The sequence below is a fragment of the Pseudoalteromonas sp. JC3 genome, from assembly GCF_030291895.1.
Lineage (GTDB): Bacteria > Pseudomonadota > Gammaproteobacteria > Enterobacterales > Alteromonadaceae > Pseudoalteromonas.
Window position 1 is genome coordinate 3,680,933 of the sequence record NZ_CP127855.1, and the last position, 17,609, is coordinate 3,698,541.

The following is a 17,609-nucleotide window of genomic DNA, read 5'->3' on the forward strand; positions in this document are numbered from 1 at the left end:
GCCGTAGCAGCTTTTTTCTTTATCAATCGACAGCAGGATTATTCAGCAAAAGGGTTGCGAACAATCATTGTCTCAACGCGGTCTGGGCCTGTTGAGATGATATCAATTGGCACGCCAGTGATTTCTTCTAGGCGCTTGATATAGTTGATAGCGGCTTCTGGAAGCTGCTCAACAGAAGTTGCACCAAAGGTGTTTTCGCTCCAACCAGGCATTTCTTCATATACTGGAGTCACTTTCTCATAGCCTTCAGCAGCAAGAGGAGTCACATTAGTCACAGTGCCGTCTTCTAATTGGTAACCAGTACAGATTTTCACTTTTTCTAGACCATCAAGTACGTCTAGTTTAGTTAAGCAGAAACCACTGATACTGTTGATTTGAACTGCGCGGCGCATTGCAACTGCATCAAACCAACCGGTACGACGTAAACGACCAGTTGTTGCGCCAAACTCGTTACCTTTCTCGCCTAAGTGTCTGCCAACTGGGTCTTGCTTGTCTTGACCATCGTAAAGCTCTGTAGGGAAAGGACCTGAACCAACACGAGTTGTGTAAGCTTTAACAATACCTAAAACGTAATCTAAGTGTAGCGGACCAAAACCTGCACCAGTCGCAACACCACCAGCCGTCGTGTTTGATGAGGTTACGTACGGGTAAGTACCGTGGTCAATATCAAGTAATGTACCTTGCGCACCTTCAAATAGAATATGGTCGCCAGCATTACGCGCTTGATCAAGTAGTTCAGTAACGTCAACAATCATTGACTTAAGTACTTTTGCTACTTCCATTGCATCATCGTATGTCTTCTGGAAGTCTACTGGATCTACTTTGTAGTAGTTAACCAAGGCGAAGTTGTGGAACTCTAGTACTTCTTTAAGCTTCGCAGCAAATTGCTCTGGGTTGAAAAGATCGCCAACACGTAAACCACGACGTGCAACCTTATCTTCGTACGCAGGACCAATACCACGGCCAGTTGTACCAATGGCTTTTTCACCACGCGCTAGTTCACGCGCTTGGTCTAGTGCAACGTGGTAAGGCAAGATCAAAGGACATGCTTCGCTGATCAATAGACGCTCACGTACAGGAACGCCACGCGCTTCAAGCATGTGGATTTCTTTCATTAGCGCATCTGGTGCAAGTACTACACCATTACCAATTACACATTTAACGTCTTCGCGTAGTACACCTGATGGGATCAAGTGTAGTACCGTTTTCTCACCGTTAATTACTAGTGTATGGCCAGCATTGTGTCCGCCTTGGTAGCGAACAACTAAAGAAGCCTTATCTGTAAGTAGGTCAACTACTTTACCTTTACCTTCGTCACCCCATTGGGTGCCTAATACAACGACGTTTTTACCCATTGCAAATTCACTTAGAAAAAATTAGGCGCAGATTTTACCAGAAAACCATAGTCGAAATCACCCCAATTTGCCTAATTTTTCTGCTTTCAATAAGATTGATGATGTAAAGCATCAAGGCAAGTTACATAACTTGTTGAAAAGGTGGGTTAATAGCTGAAAATCAAACAACGTATTTTATTTTTATATCAAAATAGCTGTATTGTTCGGATTAATCGATAACTATCTCTTTGTTATCAAAAGTAAACTTTTATAAAATGTAAAAAGCCCAAAGGTTAACCTTTGGGCTTTTTAAAATATAGCTCAAGCTTGCTGGCGAGCCGTTAAGCTTGAGTGGTTAGCCTATAGCTCTAAATCATCTTCAACTTCAGCAAGGCCTTTATCTTCACCCTCTTCAGGCATAATAACCGCTTGCGCTAGGAGCATTTCTCTTAACTTGCCTTCAATTTCATTGGCAATCTCAACATTTTCTTTTAAGAACTTAATTGAGTTTGCTTTACCTTGGCCAATTTTACTGCCGTTATAGCTAAACCAAGCACCCGCTTTATCAACCAGTTTGTGTTTCACACCTAAGTCTATCAACTCACCTTGTTTCGACGTACCTTCACCGTACATGATGATGAACTCAGCTTGTTTAAATGGTGGTGCTACTTTGTTTTTCACAACCTTAACACGAGTTTCGTTACCAACAACCTCATCACCTTCTTTCACTGAACCGATACGACGAATATCAAGACGTACAGATGCATAGAATTTAAGTGCGTTACCACCAGTTGTGGTTTCAGGGTTGCCAAACATCACACCAATCTTCATACGAATTTGGTTGATGAAAATACATAATGTGTTCGAGCGTTTGATATTAGCTGTAAGCTTACGCAATGCTTGTGACATGAGTCGAGCTTGCAAACCAACGTGTGAGTCACCCATATCGCCTTCAATTTCAGCTTTAGGGGTAAGTGCTGCTACCGAGTCAATAACAACCAAATCAACCGCACCAGAACGAACTAGCATGTCACAAATTTCAAGCGCTTGTTCACCGGTGTCAGGCTGTGATACTAATAACTCATCAACATTAACGCCTAACTTTTCGGCATAGATTGGATCGAGTGCGTGTTCAGCATCAACGAACGCACATGTTTTTCCCATTTTTTGCGCTTCTGCAATCGCTTGTAATGTTAGCGTTGTTTTACCTGATGATTCTGGACCATAGATTTCAACAATACGACCAGTTGGTAAGCCGCCGATACCAAGTGCAATATCCAGACCTAATGAACCCGTTGAGATGGCTTCAATATCTAGCGCCTTGTTCTCACCCAGTTTCATGATTGAGCCTTTACCAAACTGACGCTCAATTTGTGATAGTGCTGCGTCTAATGCCTTTTGCTTGTTATCGTTCATTTGCTTCTCCAATTCAGCGTAATGACACCTAGTATACTGTATGAAATTACAGTATCAAGTAGAATTTTATGATTTTACCATCGCTACAGTATTTTTTAATGCAAATTCAATGGCTTGAAGTCTTATTTCGGCCCTATTCCCAGTAAATACTTGGTGAAATGCCTGAACTCTATCACTATTCGCAATAGCAAACCATACAGTACCTACGGGCTTATCAACGCTGCCTCCAGTTGGTCCAGCGATACCAGACACAGCAATGGCAACTTCAGCATGAGCTGCCTGCTGAGCACCTTTGACCATCTCCAAAACCGTTTGCTCACTCACGGCACCAAATTGCGTTAGGGTTTGTTGTGATACTCCCAATAATTCGTGCTTAGCTTGATTACTGTATGTCACAAAACAACGTTCGATATAAGCAGAGCTCCCCGGCGTATCTGTTAACGCATAACTCACCCCACCACCTGTACATGACTCTGCGGTAGTGATTGTTACGCCGTTATTCGTTAGAATAGCGCCCAATTGTGCCGCATATTCGGCTATCTCTTTGTAGTGCTCCATAGGAAAACCTTTTAGGTATCAACAATGTCGTCAGATCTATATTCAGAACACACTATAAACCAACAAACCCCAATGATGCAGCAATACCTGCGAATTAAAGCTCAGCATCAAGAAATCTTGCTGTTCTATCGCATGGGCGACTTTTATGAACTCTTCTTTGACGATGCTATCAGAGCGGCGCAGCTTCTCGATATATCTCAAACCTATCGCGGTAAAGCCGGTGGCAATCCAATTCCAATGGCAGGTGTTCCCTATCATGCAGTTGAAAACTACTTAGCTCGCTTGGTACAACTGGGTGAATCTGTTGCTATTTGTGAGCAAGTTGGCGACCCAGCGACCAGTAAAGGTCCTGTAGAACGTAAAGTTGTGCGTATTGTTACTCCAGGTACCGTCACCGACGAAGCACTATTGCAAGAACGCCAAGATAATTTACTTGCGGCGGTCTACCAACATCCAAAAAACTTAGGTTATGGCGTTGCCTATCTTGATATTAACTCGGGCCGATTTAATATCGTAGAGCTACAGACTGACGAAGCACTTAATTCCACGCTACAGCGCTTGCAGCCCGCAGAATTGTTATATCCAGAATCATTTCAGAACCTTTTAGTGCTAGAAAGCATTAAAGGCAGTCGTCGCCGTCCAGATTGGGAGTTTGATTTAGACACAGCAAAGCATTTACTTTGTCAGCAGTTTGCAACCCGCGACTTAGTCGGTTTTGGTGTCGACAATGCCAATATGGGTTTAATCGCCGCGGGTTGTGTCATGCAATACGTGAAAGACACGCAACGCACTGCATTACCTCATATTCGTGCGATCACGCTCGAAAAGAATGAGCACGCGGTGATCTTAGATGCCGCGACGCGCAAAAACTTAGAGCTAACTCTAAACCTCTCTGGCGGTGTTGAAAACACCTTAGCGCAGATTTTAGATAAGTCTTCAACAGCCATGGGTTCGCGCTTACTAAAACGCCGCATTCATACGCCCGTGCGCGAACGCAAAGAGCTCAATGCTCGACTCAATGCGATTGCGAGCCTTATCGAACAACAACTATGTATGGAAGTTTACGATGCACTAAAACACATTGGCGATATTGAACGAGTCGTAGCCCGGTTAGCGTTATTTACCGCTCGTCCGCGTGATCTAACGCGCTTAAGAAGTGCATTACAAGCGTTACCGCCACTGCATGATATTTTACAAGATGCGACGGATACGAGACTTCAGTCTATTATTAGCCATTCACCTGCATTACCTAAGTTACAAGATTTGTTAGAACGAGCGGTTATCGACAATCCCCCTGTTCTCATTCGTGATGGTGGAGTAATAGCACAGGGCTACAATGCAGAGCTTGACGAGCTACGCGCATTAAGCGCAGGTGCCACGGATGTTTTAGAAAAACTTGAAGAAAGAGAGCGCGAACGCACAGGGATCTCGACATTAAAAATTGGGTATAACCGCGTTCACGGATTTTATATTGAGATCAGCCGGGCCAATTCGCACTTAGTGCCTGCGGAATACATTCGCAGACAAACACTGAAAAATAACGAACGCTACATTATTCCTGAGCTAAAAGAACATGAAGACAAAGTGCTTGGTAGCCAATCGAAAGCACTAGCACTTGAAAAGCGCCTATATGAAGAGCTCTTTGAACTCATCGCTCCTTATATTGAACAATTGCAAGTCATGGCTGCAGCGCTTGCCGATCTGGACGTATTAAACACCTTAGCCGAACGTGCTCAGACACTAGACTATTGCAAGCCCACGCTTACCGAGGGCACTGAAATTGATTTAGTGGATGGTCGCCACCCAGTCGTAGAACAAGTAAGTAAAGAACCATTCATTGCCAACCCAGTAAAACTCAACGATGAACGTAAAATGCTCATTATTACTGGACCAAATATGGGTGGTAAATCGACCTATATGCGTCAAACCGCGTTAATTGTGTTGATGGCGCATATTGGCAGCTATGTACCGGCAAGCGCAGCCACCATCGGAATTGTCGATCGTATTTTTACTCGCATTGGTGCCAGTGATGACCTTGCCTCTGGGCGCTCAACCTTTATGGTTGAAATGACCGAAACTGCAACCATTTTAAACAATGCAACCGCCCAATCATTGGTGCTAATGGACGAAATTGGTCGTGGGACAAGCACCTATGACGGTTTATCACTCGCTTATGCGACAGCGGATTATCTCGCCAGCAAAATTGCAGCAAAAACACTGTTTGCTACTCATTATTTTGAGTTAACCGAATTGGCTGAGCAGCAAGCAGGCCTTGTTAATGTGCATTTGGATGCCGTTGAACATAACGATACTATTGCCTTCAAACACACAGTGATGGAAGGGGCTGCAAGTAAGAGTTTTGGTTTACAGGTAGCAAGTCTTGCCGGCGTGCCAAAAGCAGTGATTAAGTTAGCGAAACAGAAACTCGCTTTGTTAGAGCAACATCAGAGTGTCGTTGGCGATAAGCCTGTTCATGTAGCCGCACCTGTACAGCAGAGCTTAATGCTTGCCAATGAGCCTTCTGAGGTTGAAGCGCTACTTGCAGATATGGATCCCGATGATATGACACCAAAGCAAGCTCATGCTTTGCTATATCAACTTAAATCTATGCTATAGAAAGTAAAAAGCGGCTAAAAGCCGCTTTTTTAATGTTCTCTCATAATTAGAACTTGTGGTTATACTGAAGACCAAAGATCATCGCATGGCCTTTAGAGCGATAGCCCCACTCACTGAATCTGTCAGCTTCAGTGAAAGTTTGTGTTTTACCTCTTAAAACACTGATCCCGAAATCTACAGTTGCTTGGTTAGCAAGTGTATACTCCGCACCAAATGAGTACCAAGTACGGTCTGTATCAGGAATTGAGATAGATAGATGGTTTTCATCCGCTGGTGACTCATCATATGCCATACCTGCACGTAGTTTCACCGCATTACTAAGCTGATAGTCAGCGCCAACTGCAAAACGTAATGAATTAGAGAAATTCTCTTCTTTAGTGAATACTGAACCTGCGTTACCAACTACAGCTTCAAGTTCATCAAAACTATTCCAACCTGTCCAAAGTACGCTGTAGTGTAGTGAGGTTTCTTGGTTTAATTTATGAGAACCTGAGATCTCAGCAATCGCAGGTAACGTTACATCCACTGAACCTGGTAGTGACGCGCCATTCAAGCCGCCCATCGCTGCTGGTAAGTCGTTACTAAAGTGACCATCAAATGTGATATCTGTTTCACTGCGGTAATGGAAGCCGATTAGGTTGTTTTCATCGATTTGATAAGCAACGCCTAGGTTCCAACCAAAGCCATAATCGTCACCTTCTAAGTGTACCGCCTGAGTACTGGCTGGCAAACCTGTCGTTGTCGCACCAAGGTTACGAACGATTTTAGCATCGGCATAAACTTCATTAATACCAAACGCTACGCTCCATTGCTCATCAATTTGGTAAGCAGCAGAAATACCTAAGTTAACGGTCTTAATTTCAGTTTCACCCGCGATTTGACCTGCAACATAATCCTTATCGAATTCTGTAGATAGACCAAACTGTGAATAGATACCAGCACCAATCGACCATTGGTCGTTATATTTGTGCGTTGCATAAATAGCAGGAATAATAGCACTTGGTGCGATGCTGTTGTCATTTAACGCTGATGCAGGGATACCATTGCTAGTACCTGTTCCCGTCAGGCTTACGTCCGGTTGAACATACATAGCTGCTACTGATAATTGCGTGCCTGATAGCTTACCCATCAATGCTGGATTACGTGCAACCACTGACGCATCGTCGGCTGCAGATGCTTCACCCGCATAAGCACGACCAAGGCCAGAGACGTTTTGTTCCGCAAGTTGGAAGGCGGCAGCTAGTGCTTGTGATGACGATAAAATCGCACCTGATGCGATAAGACCTAATAATACTTTGTTCATACTCTAATCCCCTGTGAACTAACCATTTCCTGAGTAATGGTTAAAAAAACCAATTCGAGTAACACTGCGCAGCCTCACTTTGACCTTGCTCACCTAGCCAATATCCAGCTATGCCACACACCCACCAAATTGGCAGAATAATAAATTCATGACACCCTACCTAAAAGTGGAGTAGAAATCTCCTTTTTTGCGACTTTTCGTTGATTAAGTGAACATATAACGAACAAATTACGCACTTTGTAAACTCATCGGATGAGATAAATTATCAAATGATAATAATTACCAATATCATTGACGTACCTTCATCCCTTATATACACTCTTCAATCTGAGTATGAGTCATTCAGTGTGTTAATCGTGCTAAGGAGAACAACATGTCGATAGCATTAATCGTTTGCGCATTGGTATTTTGCGGTCTCAGCGTATATTGCCTGTGTAAAGCAAACTACTGTGCCTGTCGCCACGCGGGAGAGTGCGATAACCCGGTCAGTCAATACTGGTTAGGTGCTATTGTTGCAGCGCTGCTATCACTGCTGCTAAGCTGTGCGGCGTTACATTCGGAAAAGGGAACATTACTGTGGATATTAATGATGGCAAGCTGTATGACTGGCGCGATGCTCTCTGCTAGATGGCAAAATCTCAAAAGACGCTGTAAAAACGCTTTCTTCCCTGTCGCGCAGTCCAAACCTTAAATCAGTAATTGATCTCTTAGCAATCGTGAGAGGTTAATTTGATAATCAAGCGGCCTGACACTTGCGATCACTTTTATCTCTGACTCGCTTAAATCCAAATCTTTTGCCGTAACATGGTGGAGATGTTTGGTATTGTAAAACACTCGTACAAGAGGTGCGGTTGGTGCATGCTTATTGCCTTCTAGTACCAATCCTAATCGCTCGTTGGTCAGTTTAACAATAGTCCCTACGGGGTGAACCCCCATACACTTAATAAAACGCTGCACTAAAATAGGATCAAATTGCTTTTTACTCGACAGTAAAAAACGTAACGCATTAATTGGTTCATCAGCCTCTTTGTGGTGCTGATCTGAGGTTATGGCGTCGTATACATCCACAATCGCCATCATTCTTGCCGCGGTGCTGAGTGCGTCGTCTTTAATCCCTCTCGGATAACCTGTACCATCTAAGCGTTCATGATGGTTGATGATCATGTCCAGCATAATAGGCGTGATCCCAGACTCACCTTTGCTCAACCCTAAAGACTGTGCCACATGTTTTTTGACCGCACGATACTCAAGATCGGTAAAATTGCCCGGCTTATTGATCAGCCCCTGGGGTAACTTAGCGTGACCAATGTCATGCAACATCGCCCCCATGGCTAACTGTTCAATAATGTGATGTTGCAAACCGAGGTGCTTGGCAAATACGGTGATCAGAATGGCGCAGTTGGTCATATGACGCCAATTGTAGGCATCTTTGTCTTTGATCCGAGTTAAAATCGCCATCGCATTTGAATTACGCAGTACCGAATCGACGATGTCTTTACTTACCTCATTGATGAGGCTCATATCGACCTTCAAACCCGATGTTACATCTCCATAGAGGCTTTGGATCTGACGGTTATTCTTTTCAAACTTTTGCATCGCAACCGCAAATTCTTGCTGCAAAGTTTGTTCTTTACTCACCGTTTTGGCTTTGGATTTTGGCTTGCTGCGAGCGGTGGAAAGACTGCCATCCATGCCATTTTTGGCGGCAGGTTCTTCAGGGGTTTGTGGCGCTTCAGTGACCGGTTCTGCTGGCTGCTGGTATTTCTGTGGTACAGGAATATCGCTCTGCGTAAAGTCTATAGTGAGCTCCAGTACTCCTTTGTCAATCAGCTTTTGAATGATGGCTTCATCTCTGACCATTCCCCGAGATTTGATCTTAATACCCGCGTCAGACTTATGCTTGTGAACATTATCCACAAACATGCCAGGTCTAAGATCTTCAATTGGGAGGACAATCTGCATGAATCGCTTACACTACGTAGTTAGCCAATGAATATTAATACCATTGAATGAGGTGAAACACCATCTATTCAGATTAAATTCACACAAAGGTATGGTGAAATTACAACCACTCAGAAACGCTTGTTATACCAGTTTACTTAATTAAGTGATTTAATTTGAGGTATTTATGAAGTGTTGCAGAAGGGGAAACCCAACACCATATACATGCTGGGTTTTATACAGTTGCTATTCTTGGAAATAAGTTCCCCAGCCGTCGTATTCAACGCCAGCGTCTAGTGCAACCTTTTCTAACTTGTCTACGTCTTCCATGATAACGTCGGTATCCAGTTCGGCTTCTACTACAACATCAAAGCCCCAAATTTTACCGCCGTCTTCGAGCTCAAGCTCTGCTGGTTCTTCAACATCATAGCCCAATTTAAATGCCGCTAATGCTGCTGCTTCCAGCTTGTCAAAATCCTCACTTACAAAGTGATGTTCTACTTCATAAAGCGTTTCAGGGTTTGAACCGTCTTCTAGCAATGAAGAAACGATATCTTCACTTATCTCACGCCAGTTTTCCATTATTTTAATCTCGCTTTTGCATCTAGTTCAGCTATTCTTTGAGCCATTTTAGCATGGATCTGAGCAGCGTGATCCCTTGCAGGCACTTCTGGGTCTAAATATTCTGGTTCTAGCATGTCGATATAGACCTTACCATTATTCCAACGATTGAGCTTTATCTGCTCATGCGTTGAGCTCATACATACTGGGACAATAGGCACATTGGCGCTCATTGCAGTATGAAATGCCCCAGTTTTAAATGGCAACAAACCGCGACCATAGCTTCTGGTTCCTTCAGGGAACATCCAAACCGATAGTTTTGACTCGGTGATTTTTTTTGCTGATTTGGTTAGTGTACCTAAAGCTTTAGAGCGATTAGCTCTATCAATCAAAATGTTGCCAGATAGCCAATACATTTGCCCAAAGAACGGGATCCACTTTAAGCTTTTTTTCCCCATGCTGACGGTGTTTTTTGGCACCACGGCCGGCAGCGTAAAGAGATCATAATTATTTTGATGATTTGCAACATACATCGCTGGAACAACATGCTTGGCATTTTCATGCTGCGTGATCACCAACTCAACGCCTATCAACTTTGACATATAGCCATACCATTTGGCTATCGTGTGCACATTGTTGGCATGAAAAGGACGCACAATGCACAATAACAATCCGCAAATACCACTAACAATGATAAACACTGCTAATAAGAGAATTCGTATAATGGCAATCAATTTAACCACTCCAGAATTAAAATCTCGCGCATTATAGTAAAATAAGCGAACACTTGTAAGCTCAAAATGATGATAGTTTTGAGATTGCCAGAGGAGTCTCTAGGTATGAGAGTTAAGATGCTGATCTGTTTATAGAAAATAAAAATGCCGCTGAGTAGCGGCATTTGACACACGATTTATCATTTTTGCTAAATTTAGCTCATTGCGTTTTGCAGCTTTTTCATTGCTGACTTTTCTAGCTGGCGTACACGCTCTGCCGACACGCTATATTTCTCAGCTAAATCTTGTAGCGTTGCCTTTTCGTCAGCAAGCCAACGTGCACTTACGATATCTTGAGAACGCTCATCAAGCGTTTTCAGTGCTGCAAATAGGCGATTATGTGACTGCTCTTGCCACTGCTCTTGCTCAACTTCTTCAGCAAGGTCACTACTTGTGTCTGTTAAATACTGTACTGGAGAGAAGTTACCCGCTTGGCTTTCGTCATCATCAGCAGATAGGTCAAAGCCCATATCTTGGCCTGCCATACGCGATTCCATCTCGCGAACTTCTTTCTCACTTACACCAAGCTCATTTGCAACCGTTGTCACTTCGTCTTGGTTAAACCAACCTAAACGCTTTTTATTTTTGCGCAGATTGAAGAATAATTTACGCTGCGCTTTTGTCGTCGCAACTTTAACAATACGCCAGTTCTTTAATACATATTCATGGATTTCTGCTTTAATCCAATGTACCGCAAAAGAAACAAGGCGCACACCCACGCTTGGGTCAAAACGCTTTACTGCCTTCATCAATCCAATATTACCTTCTTGGATCAAGTCAGCCTGAGGTAGGCCATAGCCTGAATAACTTTTTGCGATGTGAGCAACAAATCTCAAATGAGACATAATGAGCTGCTTAGCCGCGTTAAGATCCCCTTCTTCCTGAAGACGTGTCGCAAGTTTTTTCTCTTCCTCAGCGCCAAGCATAGGTATTGTGCTTACAGATTGAAGGTAACCTTCAACACTTGCGCTCTGCTGCCCAGTTAGTGCTAATGCGTATAAATCTTTAGTCATGTTTCACCTCAGTGATAAACCGTTTCGTGTATATTTAGCACTCTAACATCTAGAGTGCTAAATGCAATCTACTTTATCTGATTTTTAAAATCAACCTTTTTAGAAGAACTTCGAAAATAAAATATAACCTACTGAATAATATTAAAAATATTGAATTAACTAGGCTTCTTTTTACGATATTATTTTTTTATGACAGTGCTAAATTTAAATAGTTCTGATTGTTTGAGTGCTAAAATCTGATAGTAATTGGCAATCGACTGCTACACTTTAGCAGTCGATTGGTGTTTGTAGCGTTAAATCATACCTTTTCAGGTTCAATCTCTTTGATATAACGGTGTACAGAAAGAAAAGAGCCTACAAACCCTAAAGTAATCGCAGTGCCAAGTAGCACTAAAAGTTCATTCCCTGCCATTCCCTGAAGCACAAAGTTGCTTTGATATACCCCAACAACTGTAGATACAGCTGACTCCAGCCACCACAACATAAGAGCAACACAGATAAAGGCAACCAAACCACCGACTATGCCATACCATACACCAGTCCAAAGAAACGGAGCCTGAATAAAGGTATTGGTCGCTCCCACCAGTTTTAGCACTTGAATTTCTTCTTTCTTGTCCATGATGGATAAGCGTATGGTATTTCCAATAATCAAGATAACGGCGCTAAGCAATAGAAACCCCACGGTGATCACACTTTCTTTTAGTAATCCCAGTAGTGCATTTAGGCGCTCTAGCCATTCAATATCCAGCTTACCAAACTCGACCTCTCGTTCTTTTTCGAGTTTAGTGAGAAGCTCTGTTGCGGCTTGTGGTTTTCTAAAACGACTAACAGGCGTTACTAGCACAACATTAGGCAGCGGGTTTTCTTCTAAATAGTTAAGCGCCTGACCAAAGCCAGACATAGACTTAAATTCATCCAAAGCTTGGCTTTTACTTATCAGTACTACTTTTTCTATTTCTGGATAGAGTGCAAGCCGCTTTACCAAGGTTTGTGTCTGTGCCTCAGTCATTTCATCTTTAACGAACAATGATATTTCAGATGCCTCTTTAAACCCGCTACTTACCTGCTGTACATTTTTCACTACCACATAAAGCGTCGCGGGCAATGTCAGGCTGAGCCCCAAAACTAGAATAGTCATTAAAGAGGCCATTGGCGTACGCCACATTTCCCCAAGGCTCTGTACACCTTGACGAATAATCATCAAACAAAAAAAGTAAAAATGATGAAATATCGACTTTTTACTCTGTTCAGCCTGATTTCCTCGTCCTTTAAACAGCAAACTCATAGCGTGTCCTCCGCCAGCGGATCTTGTAGCATGCGTCCTTGATTCAGCGTGAAGCTACGGTATTTCATACGTGCTATTAACCCCAAATCATGAGTAGCGATAAGAACGGATGTACCACGGCGATTAAATTCTTCAAATAGGTTCAGAATTTCCATCGATAGTTCTGGGTCTAAGTTCCCCGTAGGTTCATCTGCAAGCAGCAAAGGCGGCGAGTTAACAATCGCTCTTGCTATGCCAACACGTTGCTGTTCACCTCCAGATAACACACTCGGATGGCACTTTGCTTTATCAAGCAAACCCACCTTGTCCAAAGCGGCATGTACTCTTTTGGTGATCTGTTTATGGTGAGTACCTTCAATAACTAAAGGTAGTGCGACGTTATCAAATACGCTGTAACGTTCGAGTAGGCGGTGGTTTTGAAAAATAATCCCAATATCTCGGCGAACAAAAGGAACTTGCCGGTTAGATACCGTATTGAGATCGACACCATTAATGTAGACACGGCCTGCTGATGGCCTTTCCATCACGCTAACCAACTTTAATAATGTACTTTTACCAGCGCCACTGTGGCCGGTTAAAAATGCGAGTTCTCCATTTGCAAGTTCAAAGCTCACTTTTTCTAGCGCTTTGTGCCCACCAGGATAAGTTTTGCTCACTTGCTCAAATTTAATCATGTTGGCCTCTTATACTTATTTTAACCATGACACTCAGTCCGTGGCATTGTAGCAATTCGGCAATCGAATAAAGCGGGCAAATTTGCCCGCTTTATTGCAACTGATGTCTCTATTTATTCTTGACTGAACAATGCCTCGATAAAGTCATCACTCTTAAAGGTGCGTAAGTCATCAATGCCTTCACCTACACCGATATATCGAATTGGTACCTTAAACTGATCCGCCACAGCAAAGATAACCCCACCTTTGGCTGTACCATCAAGCTTAGTTAACGTGATACCAGTTAAGCCAACCGCTTGATTAAACAGTTTTACCTGACTAATCGCATTCTGACCAGTTCCGGCATCAATCGTCAACATCACTTCATGTGGCGCATCAGGGTCTAACTTTTTCATTACTCGAGCTATCTTCTCAAGCTCTTGCATTAGGTTATCTTTATTTTGTAATCGACCCGCTGTATCCGCTATTAATACATCGATATTTCTCGCTTTAGCGGCTTGGAAGGCATCAAATACCACCGACGCAGAATCGGCTCCGGTGTGCTGGGCAACAACGGGGATGCTGTTTCTTTCACCCCATACCTGCAGCTGCTCTACCGCAGCCGCGCGGAAAGTATCGCCAGCCGCCAACATGACGGATTTACCTTCGCTTTGAAACTGTTTGGCAAGCTTACCGATTGTTGTCGTTTTACCAACGCCATTTACGCCGACCATTAAAATAACAAAAGGTTTCTTATCGGCAGGGATCTCAAGCGGTTGCTCAGCCGTCTTTAAGATCTCTGACATTTCTTTTTTCATTAGATCATATAAAGCTTCACCGTCTTTTAACTGCTTTCTATCAGCGGCATCAGTCAGGTTATCTATTAGCTTCATCGTGGTTTCAACACCAATATCAGCCGTTAGCAATTGCGTTTCTAGATCTTCGAACAGCTCATCATCGATTTTCTTGCCTTTGAATACCGAAGCAAAGCCTGAGCCGATATTGGCCTTGGTTTTCAACAAGCCTTTTTTAAGGCGGGAGAAGAAACCTTCTTTTTTCGGCTTTTCTTGTTCTTGAGCTAATTGTGCTTGACGCTCTTCCTCTTCACGCTCGGCTTGTTCTTTAACTAGCTGTGCCTGATGTTCTGCCTCTTCACGTTCAGCTTGTTCTTTCGCTAATTTCGCCTGGCGCTCTGCCTCTTCACGCTCGGCTTGTTCTTTCGCTAGTTGCGCCTGGCGTTCTGCCTCTTCACGCTCAGCTTGTTCTTTAGCTAACTGTTCTTGGCGTGCTGCTTCCTCACGCTCAGCTTGTTCTTTTGCTAATTGCGCCTGACGTTCGGCCTCTTCACGATCAGCTTGTTCCTTTGCTAACTGTTCTTGGCGTTCTACTTCTTCACGCTCGGCTTGTTCTTTCGCTAACTGTTCTTGGCGTGCTGCTTCCTCACGCTCAGCTTGTTCTTTCGCAAGTTGTGCCTGAAGTTCTGCTTCCTCACGCTCAGCTTGTTCTTTCGCTAATTGCGCCTGACGTTCTGCTTCCTCACGCTCAGCTTGTTCTTTTGCTTGTTGCGCCTGACGCACTGATTCTTCACGCTCAGCTTGTTCTTTCGCCAATTGTGCCTGGCGTTCCGCTTCTTCACGCTCGGCTTGTTCTTTTGCTTGTTGCGCCTGACGTTCTGCTTCTTCACGATCAGCTTGTTCCTTTGCTAACTGTTCTTGGCGTTCTACTTCTTCACGCTCGGCTTGTTCTTTCGCTAACTGTTCTTGGCGTGCTGCTTCCTCACGCTCAGCTTGTTCTTTCGCAAGTTGTGCCTGATGCACTGATTCTTCACGCTCGGCTTGTTCTTTCGCCAATTGTGCCTGGCGCTCTGCTTCTTCACGTTCAGCTTGTTCTTTCGCTAGTTGTGCCTGACGTTCTGATTCTTCACGTTCAGCTTGTTCTTTCGCTAGTTGTGCCTGACGTTCTGATTCTTCACGCTCGGCTTGTTCCTTTGCTAATTGTGCCTGACGTTCCGCTTCTTCACGCTCAGCTTGTTCCTTTGCTAACTGTTCTTGGCGTTCTACTTCTTCACGCTCGGCTTGTTCTTTCGCTAACTGTTCTTGGCGTGCTGCTTCCTCACGCTCAGCTTGTTCTTTCGCAAGTTGTGCCTGAAGTTCTGCTTCCTCACGCTCAGCTTGTTCTTTTGCTAACTGTTCTTGGCGTTCAGCTTCTTGTTGCTCTTTATCGGATTTACCAAAGCCCAACCAAGATAAAAATTTGTTTTTCTTTCCCATATTCACTTATGACCGTGTTAGATAAATTGCATAAACCCAAAGCAAAATGTTGATGATCTTGCTACCATACTCGAAAACGCCAATCCGCATCAGCTTATTGCTTTTACTTGGATTGATATCACACTTAATTTTGGGCTCGAAAGGCAAGCCGAGGATGGCAACCTTAGTGCTTAGACAAAATTGCGTGCAAGTGTACCATGTTCCGTAAGGATGAAAAATCCTGACACCAAGAACCTTTAATAAAGAAGCAAATTACGTCGCTATGAGAAAATCTAAGCCTAAGTCAAATACCAAACAGTCTGGTTTCATCCGCCTGATCAGTGGTAAGCATAAAGGTCGCAAATTACCAGTTCATGATGTTGCGGGATTAAGACCAACAACAGATAGAATGAAAGAAACCGTTTTTAATTGGCTCATGCAGGACGTAAGAGACGCAAAAGTACTCGATTGCTTTGCTGGTGCTGGCAGTCTAGGATTTGAGGCTATTTCACGCTTCGCAGCAAGCGGAACTTTTATCGAACTGGATAAAACCGCGGCGACGCAGCTTAGCAATAATGCAACTTTACTCAAACTGGATAACGTTGAAATCATTAATACCGACGCGTTAACCATGCTGGCAAATAACCTTAAGCAACAGCAATATGACTTGGTTTTTATTGACCCACCCTTTCGCAAAGAGCTTGTGACTCCTTGTTGTGCCTTACTTGAGTCACAATCTTGGCTCAGCGAAGAAGCACTCATCTATGTTGAATTTGAACAAGAGGCACAGCCTGAAACACCAGAAAATTGGCAAGTGATTAAAGAAAAGCATGCAGGACAAGTGATCTGCCGCCTGTATCAGCGCTGAAATTCCCTCATAAAGAATGAAAAAACAGCCGCTAGCGTATGACATGACAGGGCTGGTGTTTTTAGCTATAATTTAGGCTTTACATGCGGTCTTGCTTCAGATTACAATACCGCACCATTTTTGAACCAATTGGCTAGTTTTTAGCCAGATAGAGCTAAGCTCATTAATTAGGTAGGTGAATTTTTAATGCCAGTAATTAAAGTAAGAGAAAACGAGCCGTTTGACGTTGCACTACGTCGTTTCAAACGTTCATGTGAAAAAGCAGGTATCCTTTCTGAAGTTCGTCGTCGCGAGCACTACGAGAAGCCAACTGCTGAGCGTAAGCGCAAAAAAGCTGCAGCGGTTAAGCGTCACATGAAGAAGCTTTCTCGCGAAAACGCACGTCGCGTTAAATTATACTAATCAGTATTGGTCTTGTATCAATGAGCTTATTAGTTACGCTAAAAGACGCGCAAAAAGAAGCGATGAAAGCCAAAGAGAAACTTCGTCTTGGCGCGATTCGTGCGGTACTTGCTGAAATTAAACAGCGAGAAATCGACAACCAAACTACACTAGACGACGCAGGCATTACTGCGGTTTTAGTTAAGTTGGTTAAGCAGCGTCGCGATTCTTATACCCAGTATAAAGATGCAGGGCGTGAAGACTTAGCTGATATCGAAGCTAACGAAATTAGCGTACTTGAGACATTCCTTCCTAAGCCACTTAGCGAAGATGAACTTGTCGAGCTAATTGATGCCGTGATTGCACAAACTGGTGCGTCAGGCATGCAAGACATGGGCAAAGTAATGGGTGCGATTAAAGCAGAAGCTGAAGGTCGTGCTGATATGGGTAAAGTCTCTGGTTTAATTAAGCAAAGACTTACCGCTTAAGCCCGCATACAATTGTATGATTGATAAGTGAACCGAGCCTAGTGCTCGGTTTCTTCGTTTTAGGCGTCATTCGTATCAATGCAGCGCTGATAAAATATCTCACTTGAATTAAGTTGATTTTTTCTCGTTGCTCCTTGATATAATGCGCTCACTCACTAGTACAACTTCGG

General features: G+C 43.4%; 16 protein-coding genes. 5 read left to right on the plus strand and 11 right to left on the minus strand.

Annotated features, from left to right (window positions below; all coding sequences use genetic code 11):
- Positions 1 to 38 precede the first annotated feature (38 nt).
- The 3 genes from QSH61_RS16030 to QSH61_RS16040 all read right to left on the minus strand — a co-directional run bounded on the left by QSH61_RS16030 (position 39) and on the right by QSH61_RS16040 (position 3,308).
- Complete coding sequence (locus QSH61_RS16030; protein WP_010378944.1) at positions 39 to 1,355, minus strand: adenylosuccinate synthase; 1,317 nt, start codon at positions 1,353 to 1,355, stop codon at positions 39 to 41.
- Positions 1,356 to 1,694: 339 nt separating this feature from the next.
- A complete protein-coding gene (recA, locus tag QSH61_RS16035) occupies positions 1,695 to 2,750 on the minus strand; it encodes a recombinase RecA (protein WP_095729681.1) in 1,056 nt (351 codons plus the stop codon).
- A 66-nt stretch (positions 2,751 to 2,816) separates the two neighbouring features.
- On the minus strand, positions 2,817 to 3,308 hold the full coding sequence (locus QSH61_RS16040; RefSeq protein ID WP_174170616.1) for a CinA family protein: 492 nt from the start codon (positions 3,306 to 3,308) through the stop codon (positions 2,817 to 2,819).
- A 24-nt stretch (positions 3,309 to 3,332) separates the two neighbouring features.
- Here QSH61_RS16040 and mutS point away from each other — a divergent pair, with 24 nt between their 5' ends.
- Positions 3,333 to 5,924, plus strand: coding sequence for a DNA mismatch repair protein MutS (gene mutS, locus QSH61_RS16045; protein WP_206473685.1), 2,592 nt, complete (start codon positions 3,333 to 3,335; stop codon positions 5,922 to 5,924).
- Between the two features lie 46 nt (positions 5,925 to 5,970).
- Here the strand turns inward: mutS and QSH61_RS16050 are convergent, their stop codons facing one another.
- Positions 5,971 to 7,227 (minus strand): outer membrane protein transport protein, encoded by a 1,257-nt coding sequence (locus tag QSH61_RS16050; protein ID WP_102057547.1) that lies wholly within the window; start codon positions 7,225 to 7,227, stop codon positions 5,971 to 5,973.
- A 373-nt stretch (positions 7,228 to 7,600) separates the two neighbouring features.
- Between QSH61_RS16050 and QSH61_RS16055 the strand changes: the two genes are divergently transcribed.
- On the plus strand, positions 7,601 to 7,918 hold the full coding sequence (locus tag QSH61_RS16055) for a hypothetical protein (RefSeq protein ID WP_010374094.1): 318 nt from the start codon (positions 7,601 to 7,603) through the stop codon (positions 7,916 to 7,918).
- On the opposite strand, the gene QSH61_RS16060 is transcribed toward QSH61_RS16055, so the two are convergent.
- The 7 genes from QSH61_RS16060 to ftsY form a co-directional block, all read right to left on the minus strand.
- Positions 7,915 to 9,189, minus strand: coding sequence for a cyclic di-GMP phosphodiesterase (locus QSH61_RS16060; RefSeq protein ID WP_174170614.1), 1,275 nt, complete (start codon positions 9,187 to 9,189; stop codon positions 7,915 to 7,917). The two genes, QSH61_RS16055 and QSH61_RS16060, sit on opposite strands and share 4 nt — an antisense overlap.
- A gap of 225 nt (positions 9,190 to 9,414) precedes the next feature.
- Entirely contained in the window at positions 9,415 to 9,750 is a 336-nt protein-coding gene (rraB, locus tag QSH61_RS16065; protein WP_010374098.1) for a ribonuclease E inhibitor RraB, read from the minus strand.
- Positions 9,750 to 10,463 (minus strand): 1-acylglycerol-3-phosphate O-acyltransferase, encoded by a 714-nt coding sequence (locus tag QSH61_RS16070; RefSeq protein WP_205992106.1) that lies wholly within the window; start codon positions 10,461 to 10,463, stop codon positions 9,750 to 9,752. The genes rraB and QSH61_RS16070 overlap by 1 nt, the downstream gene beginning before the upstream one ends.
- Before the next feature lie 194 nt (positions 10,464 to 10,657).
- Positions 10,658 to 11,515, minus strand: a complete 858-nt coding sequence (gene rpoH / locus QSH61_RS16075; protein ID WP_010374102.1) for an RNA polymerase sigma factor RpoH — start codon at positions 11,513 to 11,515, stop codon at positions 10,658 to 10,660.
- A 298-nt stretch (positions 11,516 to 11,813) separates the two neighbouring features.
- Positions 11,814 to 12,800 (minus strand): permease-like cell division protein FtsX, encoded by a 987-nt coding sequence (gene ftsX / locus QSH61_RS16080; protein ID WP_017218472.1) that lies wholly within the window; start codon positions 12,798 to 12,800, stop codon positions 11,814 to 11,816.
- The gene (ftsE, locus tag QSH61_RS16085) at positions 12,797 to 13,474 is read right to left on the minus strand and encodes a cell division ATP-binding protein FtsE (RefSeq protein ID WP_017218471.1); all 678 of its coding nucleotides are present in this window, start codon (positions 13,472 to 13,474) and stop codon (positions 12,797 to 12,799) included. Before ftsE ends, ftsX begins: the two co-directional genes overlap by 4 nt.
- 113 nt (positions 13,475 to 13,587) lie before the next feature.
- Positions 13,588 to 15,723: a signal recognition particle-docking protein FtsY gene (gene ftsY, locus QSH61_RS16090; protein ID WP_286122520.1), complete on the minus strand. Its 2,136-nt coding sequence runs from the start codon at positions 15,721 to 15,723 to the stop codon at positions 13,588 to 13,590.
- Between the two features lie 262 nt (positions 15,724 to 15,985).
- On the opposite strand from ftsY, the gene rsmD reads away from it, so the two are divergent.
- The 3 genes from rsmD (at position 15,986) to QSH61_RS16105 (ending at position 17,439) form a co-directional block, all read left to right on the plus strand.
- A complete protein-coding gene (gene rsmD, locus QSH61_RS16095; RefSeq protein ID WP_174170612.1) occupies positions 15,986 to 16,570 on the plus strand; it encodes a 16S rRNA (guanine(966)-N(2))-methyltransferase RsmD in 585 nt (194 codons plus the stop codon).
- 186 nt (positions 16,571 to 16,756) lie between these two features.
- Complete coding sequence (gene rpsU / locus QSH61_RS16100) at positions 16,757 to 16,972, plus strand: 30S ribosomal protein S21 (protein ID WP_010362466.1); 216 nt, start codon at positions 16,757 to 16,759, stop codon at positions 16,970 to 16,972.
- A gap of 20 nt (positions 16,973 to 16,992) precedes the next feature.
- Positions 16,993 to 17,439, plus strand: a complete 447-nt coding sequence (locus QSH61_RS16105; RefSeq protein ID WP_010607192.1) for a GatB/YqeY domain-containing protein — start codon at positions 16,993 to 16,995, stop codon at positions 17,437 to 17,439.
- Positions 17,440 to 17,609: the final 170 nt, after the last annotated feature.

Coding starts and splice junctions, on each gene's coding strand:
- mutS (WP_206473685.1), top strand. CDS start 3,333: ATGTCGTCAGATCTATATTCAGAACACACTATAAACCAACAAACCCCA.
- rpoH (WP_010374102.1), bottom strand. CDS start 11,515: ATGACTAAAGATTTATACGCATTAGCACTAACTGGGCAGCAGAGCGCA.
- rsmD (WP_174170612.1), top strand. CDS start 15,986: ATGAGAAAATCTAAGCCTAAGTCAAATACCAAACAGTCTGGTTTCATC.
- ftsY (WP_286122520.1), bottom strand. CDS start 15,723: ATGGGAAAGAAAAACAAATTTTTATCTTGGTTGGGCTTTGGTAAATCC.
- QSH61_RS16040 (WP_174170616.1), bottom strand. CDS start 3,308: ATGGAGCACTACAAAGAGATAGCCGAATATGCGGCACAATTGGGCGCT.
- QSH61_RS16050 (WP_102057547.1), bottom strand. CDS start 7,227: ATGAACAAAGTATTATTAGGTCTTATCGCATCAGGTGCGATTTTATCG.
- ftsE (WP_017218471.1), bottom strand. CDS start 13,474: ATGATTAAATTTGAGCAAGTGAGCAAAACTTATCCTGGTGGGCACAAA.
- rpsU (WP_010362466.1), top strand. CDS start 16,757: ATGCCAGTAATTAAAGTAAGAGAAAACGAGCCGTTTGACGTTGCACTA.
- QSH61_RS16105 (WP_010607192.1), top strand. CDS start 16,993: ATGAGCTTATTAGTTACGCTAAAAGACGCGCAAAAAGAAGCGATGAAA.
- rraB (WP_010374098.1), bottom strand. CDS start 9,750: ATGGAAAACTGGCGTGAGATAAGTGAAGATATCGTTTCTTCATTGCTA.
- ftsX (WP_017218472.1), bottom strand. CDS start 12,800: ATGAGTTTGCTGTTTAAAGGACGAGGAAATCAGGCTGAACAGAGTAAA.
- QSH61_RS16055 (WP_010374094.1), top strand. CDS start 7,601: ATGTCGATAGCATTAATCGTTTGCGCATTGGTATTTTGCGGTCTCAGC.
- QSH61_RS16060 (WP_174170614.1), bottom strand. CDS start 9,189: ATGCAGATTGTCCTCCCAATTGAAGATCTTAGACCTGGCATGTTTGTG.
- QSH61_RS16030 (WP_010378944.1), bottom strand. CDS start 1,355: ATGGGTAAAAACGTCGTTGTATTAGGCACCCAATGGGGTGACGAAGGT.
- recA (WP_095729681.1), bottom strand. CDS start 2,750: ATGAACGATAACAAGCAAAAGGCATTAGACGCAGCACTATCACAAATT.